The organism is Paraburkholderia sp. CI3, assembly GCF_050436505.1.
Lineage (GTDB): Bacteria > Pseudomonadota > Gammaproteobacteria > Burkholderiales > Burkholderiaceae > Paraburkholderia > Paraburkholderia tuberum.
The window spans coordinates 4,062,098-4,077,710 of record NZ_JBNDMI010000004.1 but is presented as its reverse complement, the minus strand read 5'-3'; the positions used below and the strand labels follow the sequence as shown (position 1 = coordinate 4,077,710).

The 15,613-nt window shown below is 56.7% G+C and carries 9 protein-coding genes; 2 read left to right on the top strand and 7 right to left on the bottom strand.

What is annotated here, in order from left to right:
• Positions 1-4: 4 nt before the first annotated feature.
• Positions 5-2,044: a hypothetical protein gene (locus OKW29_RS40165; RefSeq protein ID WP_429294786.1), complete on the top strand. Its 2,040-nt coding sequence runs from the start codon at positions 5-7 to the stop codon at positions 2,042-2,044.
• On the top strand, positions 2,041-3,363 hold the full coding sequence (locus OKW29_RS40160) for a hypothetical protein (RefSeq protein ID WP_429294785.1): 1,323 nt from the start codon (positions 2,041-2,043) through the stop codon (positions 3,361-3,363). Before OKW29_RS40165 ends, OKW29_RS40160 begins: the two co-directional genes overlap by 4 nt.
• Before the next feature lie 66 nt (positions 3,364-3,429).
• Here OKW29_RS40160 and OKW29_RS40155 read toward each other — a convergent pair whose 3' ends face one another.
• The 7 genes from OKW29_RS40155 to OKW29_RS40125 all read right to left on the bottom strand — a co-directional run bounded on the left by OKW29_RS40155 (position 3,430) and on the right by OKW29_RS40125 (position 15,608).
• Positions 3,430-4,563, bottom strand: coding sequence for a GNAT family N-acetyltransferase (locus OKW29_RS40155; protein ID WP_429294784.1), 1,134 nt, complete (start codon positions 4,561-4,563; stop codon positions 3,430-3,432).
• Positions 4,564-4,737: 174 nt separating this feature from the next.
• Entirely contained in the window at positions 4,738-5,082 is a 345-nt protein-coding gene (locus OKW29_RS40150) for a hypothetical protein (protein ID WP_429294783.1), read from the bottom strand.
• Positions 5,083-5,338: 256 nt separating this feature from the next.
• A complete protein-coding gene (locus OKW29_RS40145; RefSeq protein ID WP_429294782.1) occupies positions 5,339-5,920 on the bottom strand; it encodes a hypothetical protein in 582 nt (193 codons plus the stop codon).
• Positions 5,921-5,931: 11 nt separating this feature from the next.
• Entirely contained in the window at positions 5,932-6,138 is a 207-nt protein-coding gene (locus OKW29_RS40140; RefSeq protein ID WP_429294781.1) for a hypothetical protein, read from the bottom strand.
• Positions 6,139-6,667: 529 nt separating this feature from the next.
• The gene (locus OKW29_RS40135; RefSeq protein ID WP_175151234.1) at positions 6,668-6,871 is read right to left on the bottom strand and encodes a hypothetical protein; all 204 of its coding nucleotides are present in this window, start codon (positions 6,869-6,871) and stop codon (positions 6,668-6,670) included.
• A 274-nt stretch (positions 6,872-7,145) separates the two neighbouring features.
• Positions 7,146-8,870, bottom strand: coding sequence for a DUF4236 domain-containing protein (locus tag OKW29_RS40130; RefSeq protein ID WP_429294780.1), 1,725 nt, complete (start codon positions 8,868-8,870; stop codon positions 7,146-7,148).
• Positions 8,871-8,981: 111 nt separating this feature from the next.
• Positions 8,982-15,608: a DUF3320 domain-containing protein gene (locus OKW29_RS40125; RefSeq protein WP_429294779.1), complete on the bottom strand. Its 6,627-nt coding sequence runs from the start codon at positions 15,606-15,608 to the stop codon at positions 8,982-8,984.
• Positions 15,609-15,613 lie beyond the last annotated feature (5 nt).

Below are 15,613 nucleotides of genomic sequence, written 5' to 3'. Positions count from 1 at the left end.
AGCGATGACCAAAGCCCCAAGCCTGCGTTGTTTAAGGGGAACTGTCACACGAGTCCTGTCATACGGCCTCGGAGGCGGTGCGATTTTCGTACTGACGCTCCTCCCAACAAAGCGTATCCGCGTCATTGCAAACTTCAACGTTATGCTTCGGGCGCCGGTGGTCGGTGAGACTTGGGAAATTTCCGGCACGTTGGAACACCATCCGGTCTATGGAGCCCAGCTGAAGGCCAAAACTGGAGTCTGTCGGGAGCCAAGCGGCGTAGAACTGGTAATGCTACTGGGGAAACACCCCTCATTTGCGAAAATCGGAATGCGTGGCGCCAAGAAGCTTTGGAGGAAATTTGACGCGAAGCTCAGCGAGATTTTTGACCATGAAGACGTCCAAAGCCTGCACTCCGCTGGCATCAGCGCATCCGCAGCAATCGCTGGTATTGCCGCGTGGCACAGCTATCTCGATGACATCAGAATAACTCGTGTACTTGAGCCGGTCGCCCTTTCAGGACATGAACGCTCAACCCTGCCCGACATCATCGCGGTGTTTCGTGGATTGAGATTGGCAACTCCGTATGATTTCCACCCGACGATTCATTGGTCAACCATCGACAACTCTGTCCAGAGTTCAAACCCGCTCAACGAGCCGCGTCGACTGCTCTCTGCATCGGATTCTGTCTTTACACAAGGCAGCCACGCGATATTGCGCGCGGTCCACCCTAAGGACTACGAGCACCGGCTGGCAAACAAGCTCAGAGACCCTGCACTCGTCCAGACCACAATGGACTCGGCTGTCGCGTCCGGAAGAATTTCGTGTCTAACATACCGACGCCAGCGTTTTGTCGCTTCGGATGCGCTTACAAAGGTCACCCACGCTTTTTTGTCGCGCCTGGTTGCCGCCAGGGGCTCGACGCAGGTGTGCAATGACGCGCTCACTACCGTGGACACCCCTCGCCGGACGGCCTCTTCAGTTTGTTTGATTGACTATGGAGGGCGTACCGCTGCCGCTGCACGCGGTCGGCTCCATGAAGTGTTTGCAGACGCATTTCACATCGCTTTCTCGCGTACAGAGCCCCGCCCCGCCATTCAGTTGAGCTTGTCAGAGATGCTTGCAAGGCCAGCACAAGTCCACAAGACCAACCACACGGTCGTGGTTCATGACGCTCATGCCCTCGACATCCTAACTCTCAACAAGCTTATCCATAGGCTTCCAGTCGACACTTGCCTGATACTTGCCGGAGCGGCCGATATGGTTAGCCGACCCAGTCGGCCTGCGCCGTATCACACGCTATGGTATTCAGGAAAATTTCAACGAATGACATTGGGTTCAACTGGGTCAAGCGGCGGTGGCGAATCTCTGCGTCCATCCAGCCCTAGAGAGGGGTTGGAAATGCGGAAGGTTCAGCTTACTGGAATAAAAGAAACACTGAAAGAAGCGCTAGCTCTCTATCGCGAGAATGCGTGTGACGGAGTCACAGTCCTTATTGCGACCGACGCGGCAATTTGTCATTCGCTGAATGTCACGCTGGCGTCGGAAAGAGCTGATGAACTTCAGTTCGATAACCTTCCGATGAATTCGACGACCCTTGGTCGCGGCGGAAGGGCATATGCAAAATGCCCTGTCACGTGGAAGCAAGCAGACATTGCAAAATGCCGCTGGCCAGGCGAGAGCATGAGCTTGCATGACGTGGAGCAAACCCCCTACGTTCGTGTGACCAACTCGATTCCTGAGTTCGTTGTCGCTCAAGTCACGCGAGCGAACGGAGACCTCGTTCTTCTAACGGCGTCAGATGCGTTTGAGCTCACACTGGCGTACGCACTCGAGCTCCCGGCGGCGGCCCTCGGAACTTGGCAAACCGTTATAGTCGTTTGCATCGAGGGCACCGATTGCAATGCAGAGGTGATTCGTGCTGCATCCGGTCTTGCGTCGCATAAGGCGGTACTCGTTGGTGATGTCGATGCTAGTTTGAAGCGCAAAGGTAGAGACGCGTGGTACTACGCCGACCCTCTTCTACAACACCTTCTGCAGAAGGTTCCAGAGACGTCCACATGAAAGCTTCCGTTCACAAAGCTCAGCGGGTTTACGTCTTCTGGATTGAGGATGGAAACGACCGCCGATTTCCAGTTTTTCGAGGCAGCACCTACTCCCTTCTTGAGTTGCCCACCGACTATTGCGGGATGGTTATCCGCGAGGGAGAATCGGCGCACGTTTCGGAGGCTGCTATGCGAACGCGTAGGAACACTGCTGTCAGTGCAGCACGCGAGCTATATATATACCTGTCGGAAAAGCAGCTTCCGATTGCTGAGATGAACGACAAGCATCTTCTAGGATTTCGAGATTGGTGCTGGAAGCGGACGATGAAACGCCCTCAGTATCGGGGAAACCAGTTGGTCGCAAAAGACACCACGAACATTCGATTAAAGGAGGTCTATGAGCTTCTTGCGTGGGCACAAGGGCAAGGCCGTATCCCGTCGGGGACAATAGGACCAGTCGGCTGTGGCATCACTTCGACGTTGCCGGTAGTGGGACTTTCCGGTCTGGATTCCGACGAAAAGGAGCTGAAGAAGTACCCGAGAATTTACACGCGAACGGGCCGAGCGAGTCGCCTTGGAAGAGTCCAGTATCGAGCGACTGATGACGACATTGCCGCGCTGGAAGACTATCTTGAAGGTGCCGGAGACGCTGCCGACCACCGCCTAATCATGCTTATCGTTCGTATCATCTCGGACACGGCGTGGCGGGTCGGCAGTGTGGCAAGTCTTCAAATTCATCAGTTCGCGAGGAAGGAACTGGCTAAGGCCGAAGCGAGGCATGCCACGGCATACGATGTAGCGCCACCTGACCAGAAAAACGGCTATAGCAAATCCTTCTCGTTGTCGTGGGCAATTGCCTATGACATCGCAAACTACATCGAAATCGACCGAGAGGAAATAATTAAGAAAACCGGGGTCAATCGGAAACTTCTTGAAGGACGCATTTTCTTAAATCCAACATCGGGGCTTCCGCTTAACGACCACTCACTATCGGACCGAATCGCAAAGCGGTTTAAGAAGGTCGGCGCTGGGAAGGGCGCAGGAGCGCATGGCGTGCGAAGGAAGACGGGCACACGTATCGCCCGGGAGGAAATAGAATTCAGGAAGAAGCGAGGACTCTCGATGCAACGAGAAGACGTTGTCGATGCTATAGCGCAACGTCTCGGCCAGAACTCCAAGACAGCGTACCAGTTCTATGTCGAGGCAAATGCGATGACGTCCGGGTACACGGTCGAGTCTGAGCAGCGGGACCAGCTTGAGGCCTGTCGCAATGAAATTGCAGCGCTCCGGGCTAAGTTGTCTGAGCTTGAGCGCCCAAAACCGTCGACAAAACGCTGAGGAACTCCTCGGCAGCATCCCTTCCTATGCAGCCGCGGCTCCAGTTCGGCACTGAGAGACTTGCCTTCACGTTTTCATTTTGAACGGCGTATGGGCCTCGAGCTCATCAATGTGCTCGTCCATCGCCGCCGTCTCCTGGTCGAGAAACTCGCTGATAGCGTGCGCAAATCGATGGTCAGCAATCCAGTGAGCAGACCACGTTGGCGTGGGCATCAGGCCGCGTGACACCTTGTGTACTCCTTGGGCGCCACCTTCGAAGCTCTTCAGCCCGTTGGCGATGCCGTACTCGATGCCCTGCATGTAGCAGGTCTCAAAATGAAGGCCTGATACGAACTCTTTGGTGCCCCAGTAGCGGCCATACATCGTGTCGCCTTGAACAACATTTAGAGCCACCGCCACCCTCTTCCCGTCTGCGTCAGCAATGACAAGCATCAGTGCATCGGGCATCGTCCGATGAACCAGTCCGAAGAACTTGCGAGTTAGGTACGGCGGGTTCCAGTGCTCGCGATAGGTATTCTCGTAACATTCGTAGAAGAAGTCGAGGTCGTCCGCGCCAATCTCCTGCCCTCGCAGCCACCGGAAAGTGACGCCGGCGTCGTGGACCCTTCGGCGGTCCTGCTTCACCTTCTTGCGTTTGTCGTGCGACATCTTCGAGAGAAATTCATCGAAGGTCTTGTACCCGAAATTCTCCCAGTGAAACTGGACACCTTCTCGTAACATGAAGCCGGCGTCGGTCAGGGCTTCAAGGTCGTCCTCGTGCGAGAACAGGACGTGGATTGACGATACATCGAGTTGCTTCGCGAACTCCATGGCGCCCCGTGCAAGCATCACTCTGTCAGCATGCGCCGGCGCCAGCAGGCGCGGGCCTGTAACGGGCGTGAACGGAACTGCGGACAGGAGCTTGGGGTAATACTGGATGCCATGCCTGGCGAAGGCATCAGCCCATACGTGGTCGAAGACGTATTCACCGCGGCTATGTGATTTCAGGTACAACGGCATGGCGCCGGCGAGTACCCCCCCGCGGCGCATCAACAGATAGGTCGGCTGCCACCCGGTCGACTTGGATGCACATTTTGTATCGTGCATCGCCGACAGGTATTCGTGCGCCACGAAGGGATTGCCTGCAGCGAGCGCGTTCCACTCCTCCGCAGGCACATCTGAAAGCGAATCGACAACCAGAATTTCGAGCTTGCTGCTCACCCTGCCCCCGACGGTTTTCCTGGCGCGACCTGCGCCGCAAAGCAGCATTGTCGCGCATACGGGAAAAGTCGTCAGGCAGCTGCACCAAGGCCGCAGGCCGCTCGGTGCCGGAATTCAGTCTTCGAGTTGCTCGCGCAACGCTCCGAGGTGAGCGGGCAACGCATCTACGCGGCTTTAGTCTTGATAGACGCGACTGTACGGCGAGGAGAGTTCCTCCCGAGCTCGACCAAGTTCGGCGTTTTCGCGGCTATGCCCAACCGTGCTGTAAGGTGCCAGTTCGGTTGCGTCAAACATTTCTAGCCGTTTTGCGCGCTCCCTACCGCTCCTGCCCGAATCAGACAGATAGCGCGGCGGCGTCTCGGTTTGAGAATGCGCGAGCCGCTCCGCGATTAGCTTGTTCACCACGGGTAACGCCTCACCGACGTGCCATCCTGTCCGCAGACACATTTCGACGGCGAGCGCAGCTTGAAAACGCCTAACCTGACTCCTCGTCAATGCATCGGTCTCTTGACCCGTCATCGCTATCTCCTGTCCATAAGCGTGAAAAGGAAAGCTGCGTCCATTGAACGCCGCTGAGAGCAGCATAGGAGATAACACGCTGATTCGCACGTACACAATAGCTGACAGGCCGCAACCGGCCAACCGTAGCGGAAAAAAACCGACCAGAGAGACGGGATGCGGACATATGTCGTCCACGACCTCTACCGCAATCCGGCGTACCGTATTTCGTGAAATAGTTTGCCTACCCAGTAAGACGCGCAGCGAAGAAGCAAACCTAGCCGAACAGGTTACCGCGAAACATATCTACTCTTCGCGACTCAGCCGATGGCAACAGCCGCACTTCTTCGGCCGCGAACGCCGGCATCACGTCGACGTCGGTGGTTATTCGGCTATCAATATACCAGTCTGCCCGATGATGTTTGAGCTTCTTCTCAATCTCGAAGCAATTCGCCATCGCCCAACTTGAAGTCTTGAGAACAACGGCTCGCGCCTGACCAACCATTTCACCGTCGACTGATGGGCTGGGCATCTCGTCTTGAGGAAACGCAAGGCCTTTAACGCAAATAGCGTACAGCTTACCCGTGCATTCCCGCTCCAACCATTGCTTGCACTCATCTAGTTCCGCGAGAACGCGTCTGCGCGCGACCGCAGGCCTGGAATGATAGGAAAGCATCAGTACAGAGTCATTCCAGACATAGCAGTAGCTGTGGTTGCGCATGCCATGGTTCATCTTCCACACTGCCCGCTCCTGCAGGAGTCTCATAGCAGTCGAGGCTTTGCCGGAAGCCGCCTGACGTCGAGTTCCTATAAGGTCGAACGTACTAACGATGCACGGCAGCCACTCTTCTGTATCCATTACCATCCTCGTCAGGACAAGAGGTTTGTGTATTGAATGCCGGCCGCATCGAGCACCGACAGAAATTCAACTGGCACTTGAGCGAAGTTGACCGCACCGTTCGCACCTGCACTCTCCGGCGGTTCGGCGAAAATATGCGCGCCCTGCTCGCGACGCCAGGCTACGAAGAGGGCACGGAACTCGCGAGCTTGTGCCGCAGATATTGCGATTGTGGTCATTGCGTACTCCCAGCTCAACTTAGGGCAACGCTGATTAAGTCCTTTTCGGTCCCCGCAAAGCCTTGTCGCTCCGTGGGGATTTGCGAAAATCAGGTACTTATTCAGCGTTGCCTTAGGTTTGAACCATAGTGGCTCTATGCATCACCTGGCCGTCGTGAACGCCGACAAATAGTCCGGCCGGAAAAGTCTCGGTACCAACGATGATGAAAATGACACCGGCAAGGCCTGCACGGGCAGCGTGCTCAAGGCGCTGGTCACGCACGAGCACAATCAGGGCCCATGCGCGTGACTTCGCGCGGGACAACCCTTGGCAATCCGAGCCCGTGCACCAATGTCGGGTCAGATTGAGAGCTGTTCGGCACGAGAGAGCGAACACACTCTAGCAAATCTTGAGGGTAACGTCAGAGCAACATCCGGTCGACCGCTAGGACGGATGCTAAGAAAGTGCCGTTCAATGTTATCTAGCACACGTCGGCCGAACGCCTACGGCATTTCCCCTAGAAAGCGGTCGAACGGCATCTGCAAAAAATTATCGCCCTCGCTTCTTCGCTACCGCAGCTCGAATGTCTTTCTCGCTGACAGCACCAGTCTTATCGCGCATAGTCTTCAGAGTCGTATTTGGCCCGAAGCCCTCGATGGGCTTCGGCAGATTCTTGTTCATCGTATTGCCGTGCTTCTGGTCAATCTTTCCGTCCTTGTCGCGGTGGCGACCATCGAGTCCGGGCTGCTTCATGTTTGCTCTCCAGTTGATTCTGACATGGGAACTGCAGGACGACCCCATTTCCCCCGCAAATGCTCAGGTAGTGAGGCAACTGCAGGCGACACAAAACGTTTTTGAGACTGTCAACACGATGAGGCAACCTACCCTTTCGAACGGACCGACGAAGCATCGGTTTTCCACAATTGACCGCTAGAACGTACTCGTTCCCGCCTGGACCAGCCCCTAGCAATCGACGCATGCCTACGAATACTCGTTTGGCGAAACGTCCTGACTTTGTCGAGCTCCTTTACTGTTGAGCAACCTTACCGGTCGCGGCTATCGCTGCAAGCGCAACATTCTGGTCGGCATACCACCGGATAAGGCATTCGCGCTCATGGCATTGCTGCTCGCGGTAATTCCATTGAGCCCGGGTCCGCTCTTTGAATGCTACTGGGTCATCTGCAACGGCCTTGGCCTTGGCGTAGATTGCAGCCAACTGAACGTCATCTGAGGCCAGCTCAGCGTCGCTACAAATGATGTGCTCTGCATCGGAATGAGCCTTCGAACAATCAAAGCTGGTCTGCTGGAATGAAGCCGTTTGAGCCGAAGGCGCGGCGTCTGTACCTGCAGCCTCCTGCGCCCAGCTTGATAGTGGTGTCGCACCGACGGGCAAGTCAGGCCACTGGAATATCTTTATCGAGGCGTTACCCGAAGGGTTTGAGGTTTGCTTGACGAGCATCACGCCTTTGCCGGATGTTGCATTGACGGCAAACGCGGCTTGCTCCGTACTGCACTCATGTTCTTTGCACCCTTGCGCGACCAGATAACCGTCTTTCATCTGAATCCCGGAAGAGTTGACCACAGCAAGCCGCTCCGAGATTTTTTTCCAGTCCGCGCGCGAGACGCCGTTGAAAGCAGAACGGAATCGTTTGTCATTCACAACATCAGACGGGTACTTACCCACTAGCCAGCTAAAGTCCGGAACCGGATGAACTGTATTCAGTGTCGTGGCAGTAGCGGCAGCCGGCGCAACGCCATTCGAACCGACTGCGGTTGTGTCGGATTGAAGCGTCGCCTGTTCGCCATTGCCATTCGACGCGGCGTGGTGAGGATAGACGATGATGGTGTAGATGACCGCCGCCGCAGTGACCGTTGCGGATGCCGCCGCCTTGAGGGCAACATAGTCATTACTCGAACGGATGGCTGGTCGCGGCGTGACCTCCACAGTTAGTTTGGACTGAAACCACTCGTTCGCCTCCTTGATGGCTTGGGAGGAAACGGCCTTCTTACGCATGAAACTGAAGGTCTTGTATCCACCGTAGGCGAGCGCGAATCCAGTTAAAGCCAGCCCCACGGGCACGCTAAGCACAGCCATGAGGAAACAACCCAACAGCGCAGCAAACAGAGGACCAACAAATCCAGGAACACGTGGCCAAGCCCGCACCCTGGCCATCAGAGCGCTCGCGGCTGTCTGCAGCTCACCGCGAGGTCCTTGCGCCGCAGCACACTTGTGCTCCATCTCGTAGACGGCCAGCATCGCCTTTTCTTTTTCTGCGAGCGAGACCGTACCGATGTCTACGGCTAACTTGATAGCTTTCGTTGTGAGCGCCAGGTCGTGCGCGAGCGTATTGAGAAACGGTTGAAACGCTTCGAGCTTGACCGCTTCGCTGATGTCATCATCTTCGACATAAACACCATGGGATATAAAATACTGTCGTAGGGCATTCGTTGTGCGTGACTGCACCTTGTAGACGAAGTCCTGCGTTGCCTGCTCTCTCTTTGATAGGTTCTCAGTATTCATATGTTCAGTGCCGGTGCTCTCAGATGTGCCGTGACTGTCCCGACGGCTCGAGTCCCTGCCCTTCAAATTTGTCGTATATCTGATTCCGGTTCCCGTAATGCTTGTGGTGATGCGGCCACGGGTGTTGTACGTGAAGCCCTTTCCACCAATGGATGTGCTGATTCCGCTCTTGCTGAGATTTATTCGGATACCGGGCGCAATTTTTATGCTTTTCCTGAAGCTCAAACCCATGCTGTCCCCCCAGTACTTTCGCCAGCGAACTAATGTCGCCTGTACGGCAAGGAAAAATGTTGCCAGTTGTGCAGACGGCCGGACGCCTGTCGTGCCGACCGTCGCACTGTTTCAGTCTTTGGCGTCAACTTTCCGAAAAGCGGTCTTCGTCGCATCCGACCAAGCCATTTCAAGACGCGTTCTGCTGCCTGCGTTGAGTTTGCGAAGACCCACTTCACGGGCCATCGCCGGCACGCCAGACTCTTCGTCATGCCCTGCCTGCATCATGTCGAGCGCGAGTGCTCGGAGTTCGGCAAGAGAGATTTCATCGACTGACCGTGCAGTGCCATCAATGGGCCGCCGGAATTGAATCTGCATATCAGCAGATTCACCTTTAGCTCGGAAAAACGTACCCACATCCTCTGGGTCACCGCTGAAGTGTTGCGACGCCAGCCGTACGACCCGGTCCTGGATTTTTGCGCCTGTCCGAACCCAGCCATGCGCCCGCGCAATACGACGCGCCAGCACTTCGTCCCGAACCGGTCCTTCCACACGTACGACGTGCTCAATCAACCGAAGAAGCGTTGGGTTGTAGACGATGTCGAAGAACGAATTGGCATCGACCGCGTGTCCCTCAACCGTCAAATCGACCTCCGTGAAGCGTTCCTCCACTTGGTCGCTAGAATGAGCAACGGCGGTGTTCCGAGCGTAGGTAACGGGAAGCGTGGTAGCGCCCGCCACCACTTTCACCTCGCTCGACGGGTCGGTTGTCGTATCTGCCGACTGGTCCAATTGCTCATCCGGCATCGCCATTACGTCCGCGATAGCCTGCTCCGCAAGGACTGTCGCCTCCTGCTCGGTCTGCGCTCGCTTCGCCCGCTGTTCGGCGAGCGACTCCTCGAGCTGACGATGAATGTTCTCGACGGTCCCGTGCATGTCAATCCACCAATCGGTTGACCAGATGCGCAGGATGTCCCAACCGAGGCCGCGCAAGACCTGCTCACGCAACTTGTCGCGGTCGCGGGCTGTTGCAGAACGATGATAGGTCGCGCCATCACACTCAACGCCGGCAAGGTAACGTCCAGGTGCGTCCGGGTCGACTACACCGAGGTCAATGCGGAAAGCCGACACACCGACCTGCGGATGCAAAGTCCAGCCTCTCTCGGTGAGCGTGTTCGATACGGCTTTTTCAAATGGGCTCTCGAAGTCTCCGACGCTACCTGTAACCGCCTCGCCAAGCGCGCGTGCGCCGCGGTCCGCAAACTCCAGGAAGTGCTTCAAGTCACGCACTCCAAGCGCCTGAGTTCTCGCCAAGTCCATCTGCTCTGGACGGAAGCTACCGAAGACTCGAAGCTCCTGCCTCGCACGGGTAATGGCAACATTCAGACGACGCTCCCCACCCTGCTGGTTCATCGGGCCGAAATTCATCGGCATGGTGCCGTCAATCCCCGGGCCATAGGTGGTTGAAAAATACATGATGTCCCGCTCATCACCCTGCACGCTCTCCAGGTTCTTTACAAATACGGGTTCAAGCTGCGTTTCCAGGAAGAAGTGCTCAATGGATGGGTCTTTACGACGTTCTTCGTCGAGCAAGTCTTCGATGAGGGATTGCTGTTCAGAGTTGAACGTCACCACGCCAATGGTCAGCCCACTTTCGCGGAAGCCGGGCGTTTTCATTTTGCCGACCAGGTCGGCTACCAGCGCTTTCGCTTCTGGCTTATTTGTTCGCGCCCCACCGCGCTCGTATTGGCCATTCGCAACGTGATTAAAGCTGACGGCACGGTCGTTCGTGACAGGACTTGGGAACGTCACCAGGTCCCCGTCGTAGTAACGATGATTCGAGAATGCAATCAGGCTTTCATGGCGGCTACGATAGTGCCACGATAGCTTCATCGTCGGCAGGTTCGCGCCGATACACTCCTCTAGAATGCTCTCGAGCTCAGTCTCGACATCAGTGTCATCAATGTCCGATTCCGCGCGGTCAAAGAAACTTGTCGGTGGCAACTGTTTCGGGTCACCAACCATGATGACCTGTTTCGCACGCGCCATTGCGCCAATAGCGTCCCACACTGGAATCTGTGATGCCTCGTCGAAGATGACGACATCAAAGTTCGCCGTCTCGGCCGGCAGATATTGTGCAATCGACAGCGGGCTCATCAGAAGGCACGGCGTCAGGCGCATCACGGCGCTCGAAGCTTGAGACATCAACTCGCGAAGAGGCAGATGGCGAGTCTTCTTTTGCATTTCGTATCGCAGCAGGCCCCATTCAGAGCCTCGTGAGACACGGTCAGGCGAGGGATGCCCGGCCGAAAGCTGCGCGCGCACCCAGGCTTGTGTCAAGCCGATGAACCGTTCGTCAAGCTCCCGGAAATCCCGAATGCGTTTCTCGTGCTCTGCGGAAACAAAGGTGCGCAACACGTCGTCCACATCGACAACTGCATTCAACCACCAGCGGCAGTAGTCGGTCTCGAACGCTTCTTTTACGCGTCCGAGCTGGATTGCGCCCTGCTCAACGCCAGTGACGACGGGAGCAAGCCCCAACGCAAGAGCCGCCGCGCGGGTCTTGCGCCACGCACACCAGGCATTCAACCGATTCGAGCTAGCCAGGACGTCGCTTGCACGTGCGGCCAGTGCGGCAGGGAGAAGTGCACCCAGAGTCGTGACATCAGAGCTCGGCAAGCCGCTCGCGACCGTGAATTGCGTCACTGCCTGATTAAACGCCTGGAGTGCCTCGGCATACATACGCCCGGAACCCGCAATCGCGCCCGTCGGCTCAAGCAGAACATTGCTATCGCCCAGCAGCAAAGCAATCGGGCCCTTTACTGCCGCCAGCGCTTCAGGCGAATTTGCCATCAATGCGAGCGCGCCCGACAGCGCCTCGAAGAAATCAAGCGCTGGTTCGATTGCCTCCAGTTTTGTCTGCAAACCGTTCCAGAGTCCGCCGGTCTTCGCGGGGAGGTCGTCGAACTCCTTTAGACGACCACCAAGCGCAACCAGTTCGCGCATCTTCTTGAGGTCCGCCGACGCGACGGCACCCGCGCTGCCACGCTCGATAACGCTGAAACCCTCGTCCTGCCAATAGCTGCCAGCCACTGCTGCTGCCAGCGCACCCTGAAAGACGACGTATGTCTTCGCGACAGTCAAATCCGTTTTATATCCAACCCATACGGCGTCTGTCTCTTCTTCGAGTCCGGAAAGGCGATTGATAACCTGGTCAATCTGACGAAGTTCTCTGACGCGAGCGAGGTCTTCACGCGCCGTCTCGCCACACTGCCCCCGGCTAACCGGGTCAAGTCCAACATCTTCCCAAACCACCCGTTCGCGAGCCTGTTCGAGGGCGGTTTGGAAACCAAGGGAAGCCCGCGCGACATCAAGCTCCGTCTTCAATCCCAGCCACGCGTTCGATGTCGGCAACGATAGGTCGTCGAGCGCTTTGATTTCTTCCTGAAGTGATTCAATCTGCTTGAGACGTTCGATGTCACCGCCAATGTCTGGCTCGCCTCCGCCGGTCGACAGGTCCACGAGCTTCTTCGAAAGCGAGCGGCGACGCATCATGCTCATCGGCCAAGACGAATCTTGCAGCTCCCGCCAATCAAACTGGAGTTGCTGAACCGTTGCCGTCGAAATACCGTCCTTGTATTTGAGCGACAGTTGGTTAACCAGGTTCTGGCGCTTTCGCAGCAGCTCAATGCCAGCGGAAAGCCGTGACCTTAGCGATTCGTTCCATGGCTGGGAAAGCTGCGAATGAAGTTCGTGATAACGAGTGAGCTGAACGATACCTTGTCGCACATCCTCCAAGACCTGGTTGCCCCGCGGCGCTGAAAGCGAAGCGTGCAGCTCGCGGTGTCGTTCGACTAATGGTTTCGCGACGCGCAGGTTATCTGCAATTGTTTTTGCATCCGGACGCAGAACGAACTGCCAATCGTGCCCAGACGCAGACGGCAAAGTCGCAGCCAGGAGACGCAGGCCTTCCCTAACACGCGTGTCGGAAATAGATGACGGCAGACCGACGGCCGCACGCAGTTGCTCAGTTGTCGCTTCAAAACGGGCTACCACTGGGTCAATAGCGCGGGCCGAATCGAGCAGCGCGGCTTGCCACAGCGGCGACCATTCGGTTTGAACCACGTGGGCGAGCGGGCTGGACGTCAGTTGCCCTTCTCCCATCACTTTCGCGTGAACATCCAGAAGCTCGGCCGTCTCGCGCAGCGTTCGCATAGCGACTGAATCGTGAACCCGAGCGGACGGCCATGACAGCTGCAGGACGGGCAAGTCATGCCCGGCGACAACGCGGCCGATTGCCTCATATACGCTGAGCCCGTTCGGGTATCTCAGATGCAGACGTTCAACATACCCATTCAACTGGTTGCGCAATCCCTCCAGTCGAGCGGCTTCTGCATGCCATTCATCGGGTTCCATGGCCGCAGCGGCATCCCACGAAGTACGTAGCTGCTCGAGCACTTCCGTCTTACGTGCTTTGCTGGAATGCAATTCGAGGCAGAAGTTGCCGAGACCAACATCGGCGAGGCGCCGGTACACGACATCAAGCGCCGCCATCTTCTCTGAGACGAATAGCACACGCTTTCTTTCCGCCAGACACTGCGCAATCAGATTCGAGATGGTCTGGCTCTTCCCGGTTCCCGGGGGCCCAATCAGGACGAAGTCTTTTCCTTTGCTTCCCGCCACGACCGCGGAAAGCTGCGACGAATCGGCCGGCAATGGGCAGAAGGTGTTCTTCACCGGCAGTTCTGTGTCGAGCCTTCTGGCGTCAGGAAACTCAATCGTGCTCTCATAGGAATCGCGCGGCGTTTCAATAAGATGCCTTACGACCGCGTTCTGTTTGAGCTGCTCGGTTCGCTCGGTCAAGTCCTTCCACATCAAATACTTTGCGAAAGAGAACGTAGCGAGAACGACTTCTTCAACCACCTCCCATCCCTTGATGTCCTTGACGGCGCTGGAGACAGTCTTCCAGATTCCCGCGACATCCAGACCCGAATCATCCTTCGGCATCTCCGTATCCTGGATGCCCAACTCCAGTTCGAAATCCTGACGCAGCATCTCGATAAGCGTCGGATTGAAGCGCGGTTCGTCATCGTGCAAAATGAGGCTGAATCCGGAGCGAGCGCTCCGTCGCTCAAGCGACACAGGGACAAGAAGGAGTGGCGCGCGGTACTTCTTGTCGTCCTTCGCTTCACGCGTCCAGGATAGGAAGCCCAGCGCCAAGTACAAGGTGTTGGAGCCGCCCTCCTGCAAGTTTGTGCGCGAAGTCCGGAAGAGCTCGACCAAACGAGTGTCCATCTCGTCCTGCGAAAGTCCGACAAAAACCTCTTTCCGCTTCAACGCGTCAAGCGCATGGGAACGACGGATGTTTTCCCGCTCACGCGCTTCGTGGATAGCTTGGCTACGAGGGTCGTTGCCATCCATCAGGTCGGGACGCATGAGCAACTTGATGGCGTGGCCCTCCGCCAGAACGTCCTCGAGGTGTCCGGGGTCCGGCGCATCCAGCTTCAGTGATTTCTTGCCGGCCTTGAAACTCAGCAGGTTGTTTCGGAGTGACAGGTCAAGGAGCTTCCGTTGCCAACGGGTAAGACGGTCCTCTGGGCGTTCGACGGCCTTGTCATCCGCAGGACCTTCCAGCTCCTCAGGCAATTCCGGAGCGTCCTCGAACCCTCTCTCCAGATTCGCCCCTTCAGTTCCGACCGTTCCACGTGCAATCGCCTGCTCGCTGGCAAGCGGCTTGATGCGCTGCAATCGCGCGCGCCGGATGTCGATGGCGAGGCGAAACTTTTGGTCCGCCTCCTCTGAAATCTGTTCCTCACCATTCGCGATAGCAAAGCTGAACGCCGGATGAGGCCGCTGCGTGAGCAGCGTCGACTCAAACAGCACCATCTCCTTCAGCTTCACACGTTTGCGAAGCGCTGTAACATCGTCGATGACGGAGGTTGAGAACTCTTCAGCTTTCAGCCAGACGCCCGGAAACGCATGCCCATCCGTAAAGACGAGCACAGCGTTGAGACCGGCCTGCTCAAGCGCAGCACACACAAACAAAGCGAGGTCGAGACAGGTTCCGAGACCTGAGTCGGCAATCTGGCTGGGGCTACGCACCTTCTGCCCGGCCTGTTCGAAGCTAGCCGGAGGCACCGCATAATCGATGCCCATCGACCCAATTGCATTCCAGACAGCGGATGCCAATTCCCAGGCGCGCCGAGCTCCTTCCTGATAACCGTTAATGGCACCCGACTTGCCAGCTTTATGAAGAACGTCCGCGGCCTTCTTCAGGACCCGTTCTACGGCCTGTTCGTTCGGCTGAACGAATGCCGCAACCATATCGGGTAAAGCCGACAGGCCGCCCCATTGATTGCGCGGTAACAACTCGACGGTTGATTCAAACGAGGCAAGCTCGATAGGTTCTGCCAGCCCCGCCGTAAGTTTGAAGGTTATGAGTGCCTTTTCCGACTCGGTCAATCGGCCGAGAAGCGCCCCGTCCAGCAACAGGTCAAGGTCACTGATACGTACATCTTTTCCGGCAGCGACGTGGTCCAGATGCCATGTCTTCGGCTTGAAAAATGACGGCTCGGAGGATGCGGTGAGCCTCAACTCCTTAATGTCATCGGCGGTCTCATTCGCGAGCGAGAGCTCGTGGACAACCGGAATGGCATTCTGGAAATCAGCCAGATTTATTTTGCCAGCGAGCGTGGCCTTAATCTGCACGCAACCTGACTCCTCCGGCGTGTCTGCCGGCTCAACAATACTCTCATCCATCTGGC

Coding starts and splice junctions, on each gene's coding strand:
- OKW29_RS40165 (WP_429294786.1), top strand. CDS start 5: ATGACCAAAGCCCCAAGCCTGCGTTGTTTAAGGGGAACTGTCACACGA.
- OKW29_RS40160 (WP_429294785.1), top strand. CDS start 2,041: ATGAAAGCTTCCGTTCACAAAGCTCAGCGGGTTTACGTCTTCTGGATT.
- OKW29_RS40135 (WP_175151234.1), bottom strand. CDS start 6,871: ATGAAGCAGCCCGGACTCGATGGTCGCCACCGCGACAAGGACGGAAAG.
- OKW29_RS40130 (WP_429294780.1), bottom strand. CDS start 8,870: ATGGGTTTGAGCTTCAGGAAAAGCATAAAAATTGCGCCCGGTATCCGA.
- OKW29_RS40125 (WP_429294779.1), bottom strand. CDS start 15,608: ATGGATGAGAGTATTGTTGAGCCGGCAGACACGCCGGAGGAGTCAGGT.
- OKW29_RS40140 (WP_429294781.1), bottom strand. CDS start 6,138: ATGACCACAATCGCAATATCTGCGGCACAAGCTCGCGAGTTCCGTGCC.
- OKW29_RS40145 (WP_429294782.1), bottom strand. CDS start 5,920: ATGGATACAGAAGAGTGGCTGCCGTGCATCGTTAGTACGTTCGACCTT.
- OKW29_RS40150 (WP_429294783.1), bottom strand. CDS start 5,082: ATGACGGGTCAAGAGACCGATGCATTGACGAGGAGTCAGGTTAGGCGT.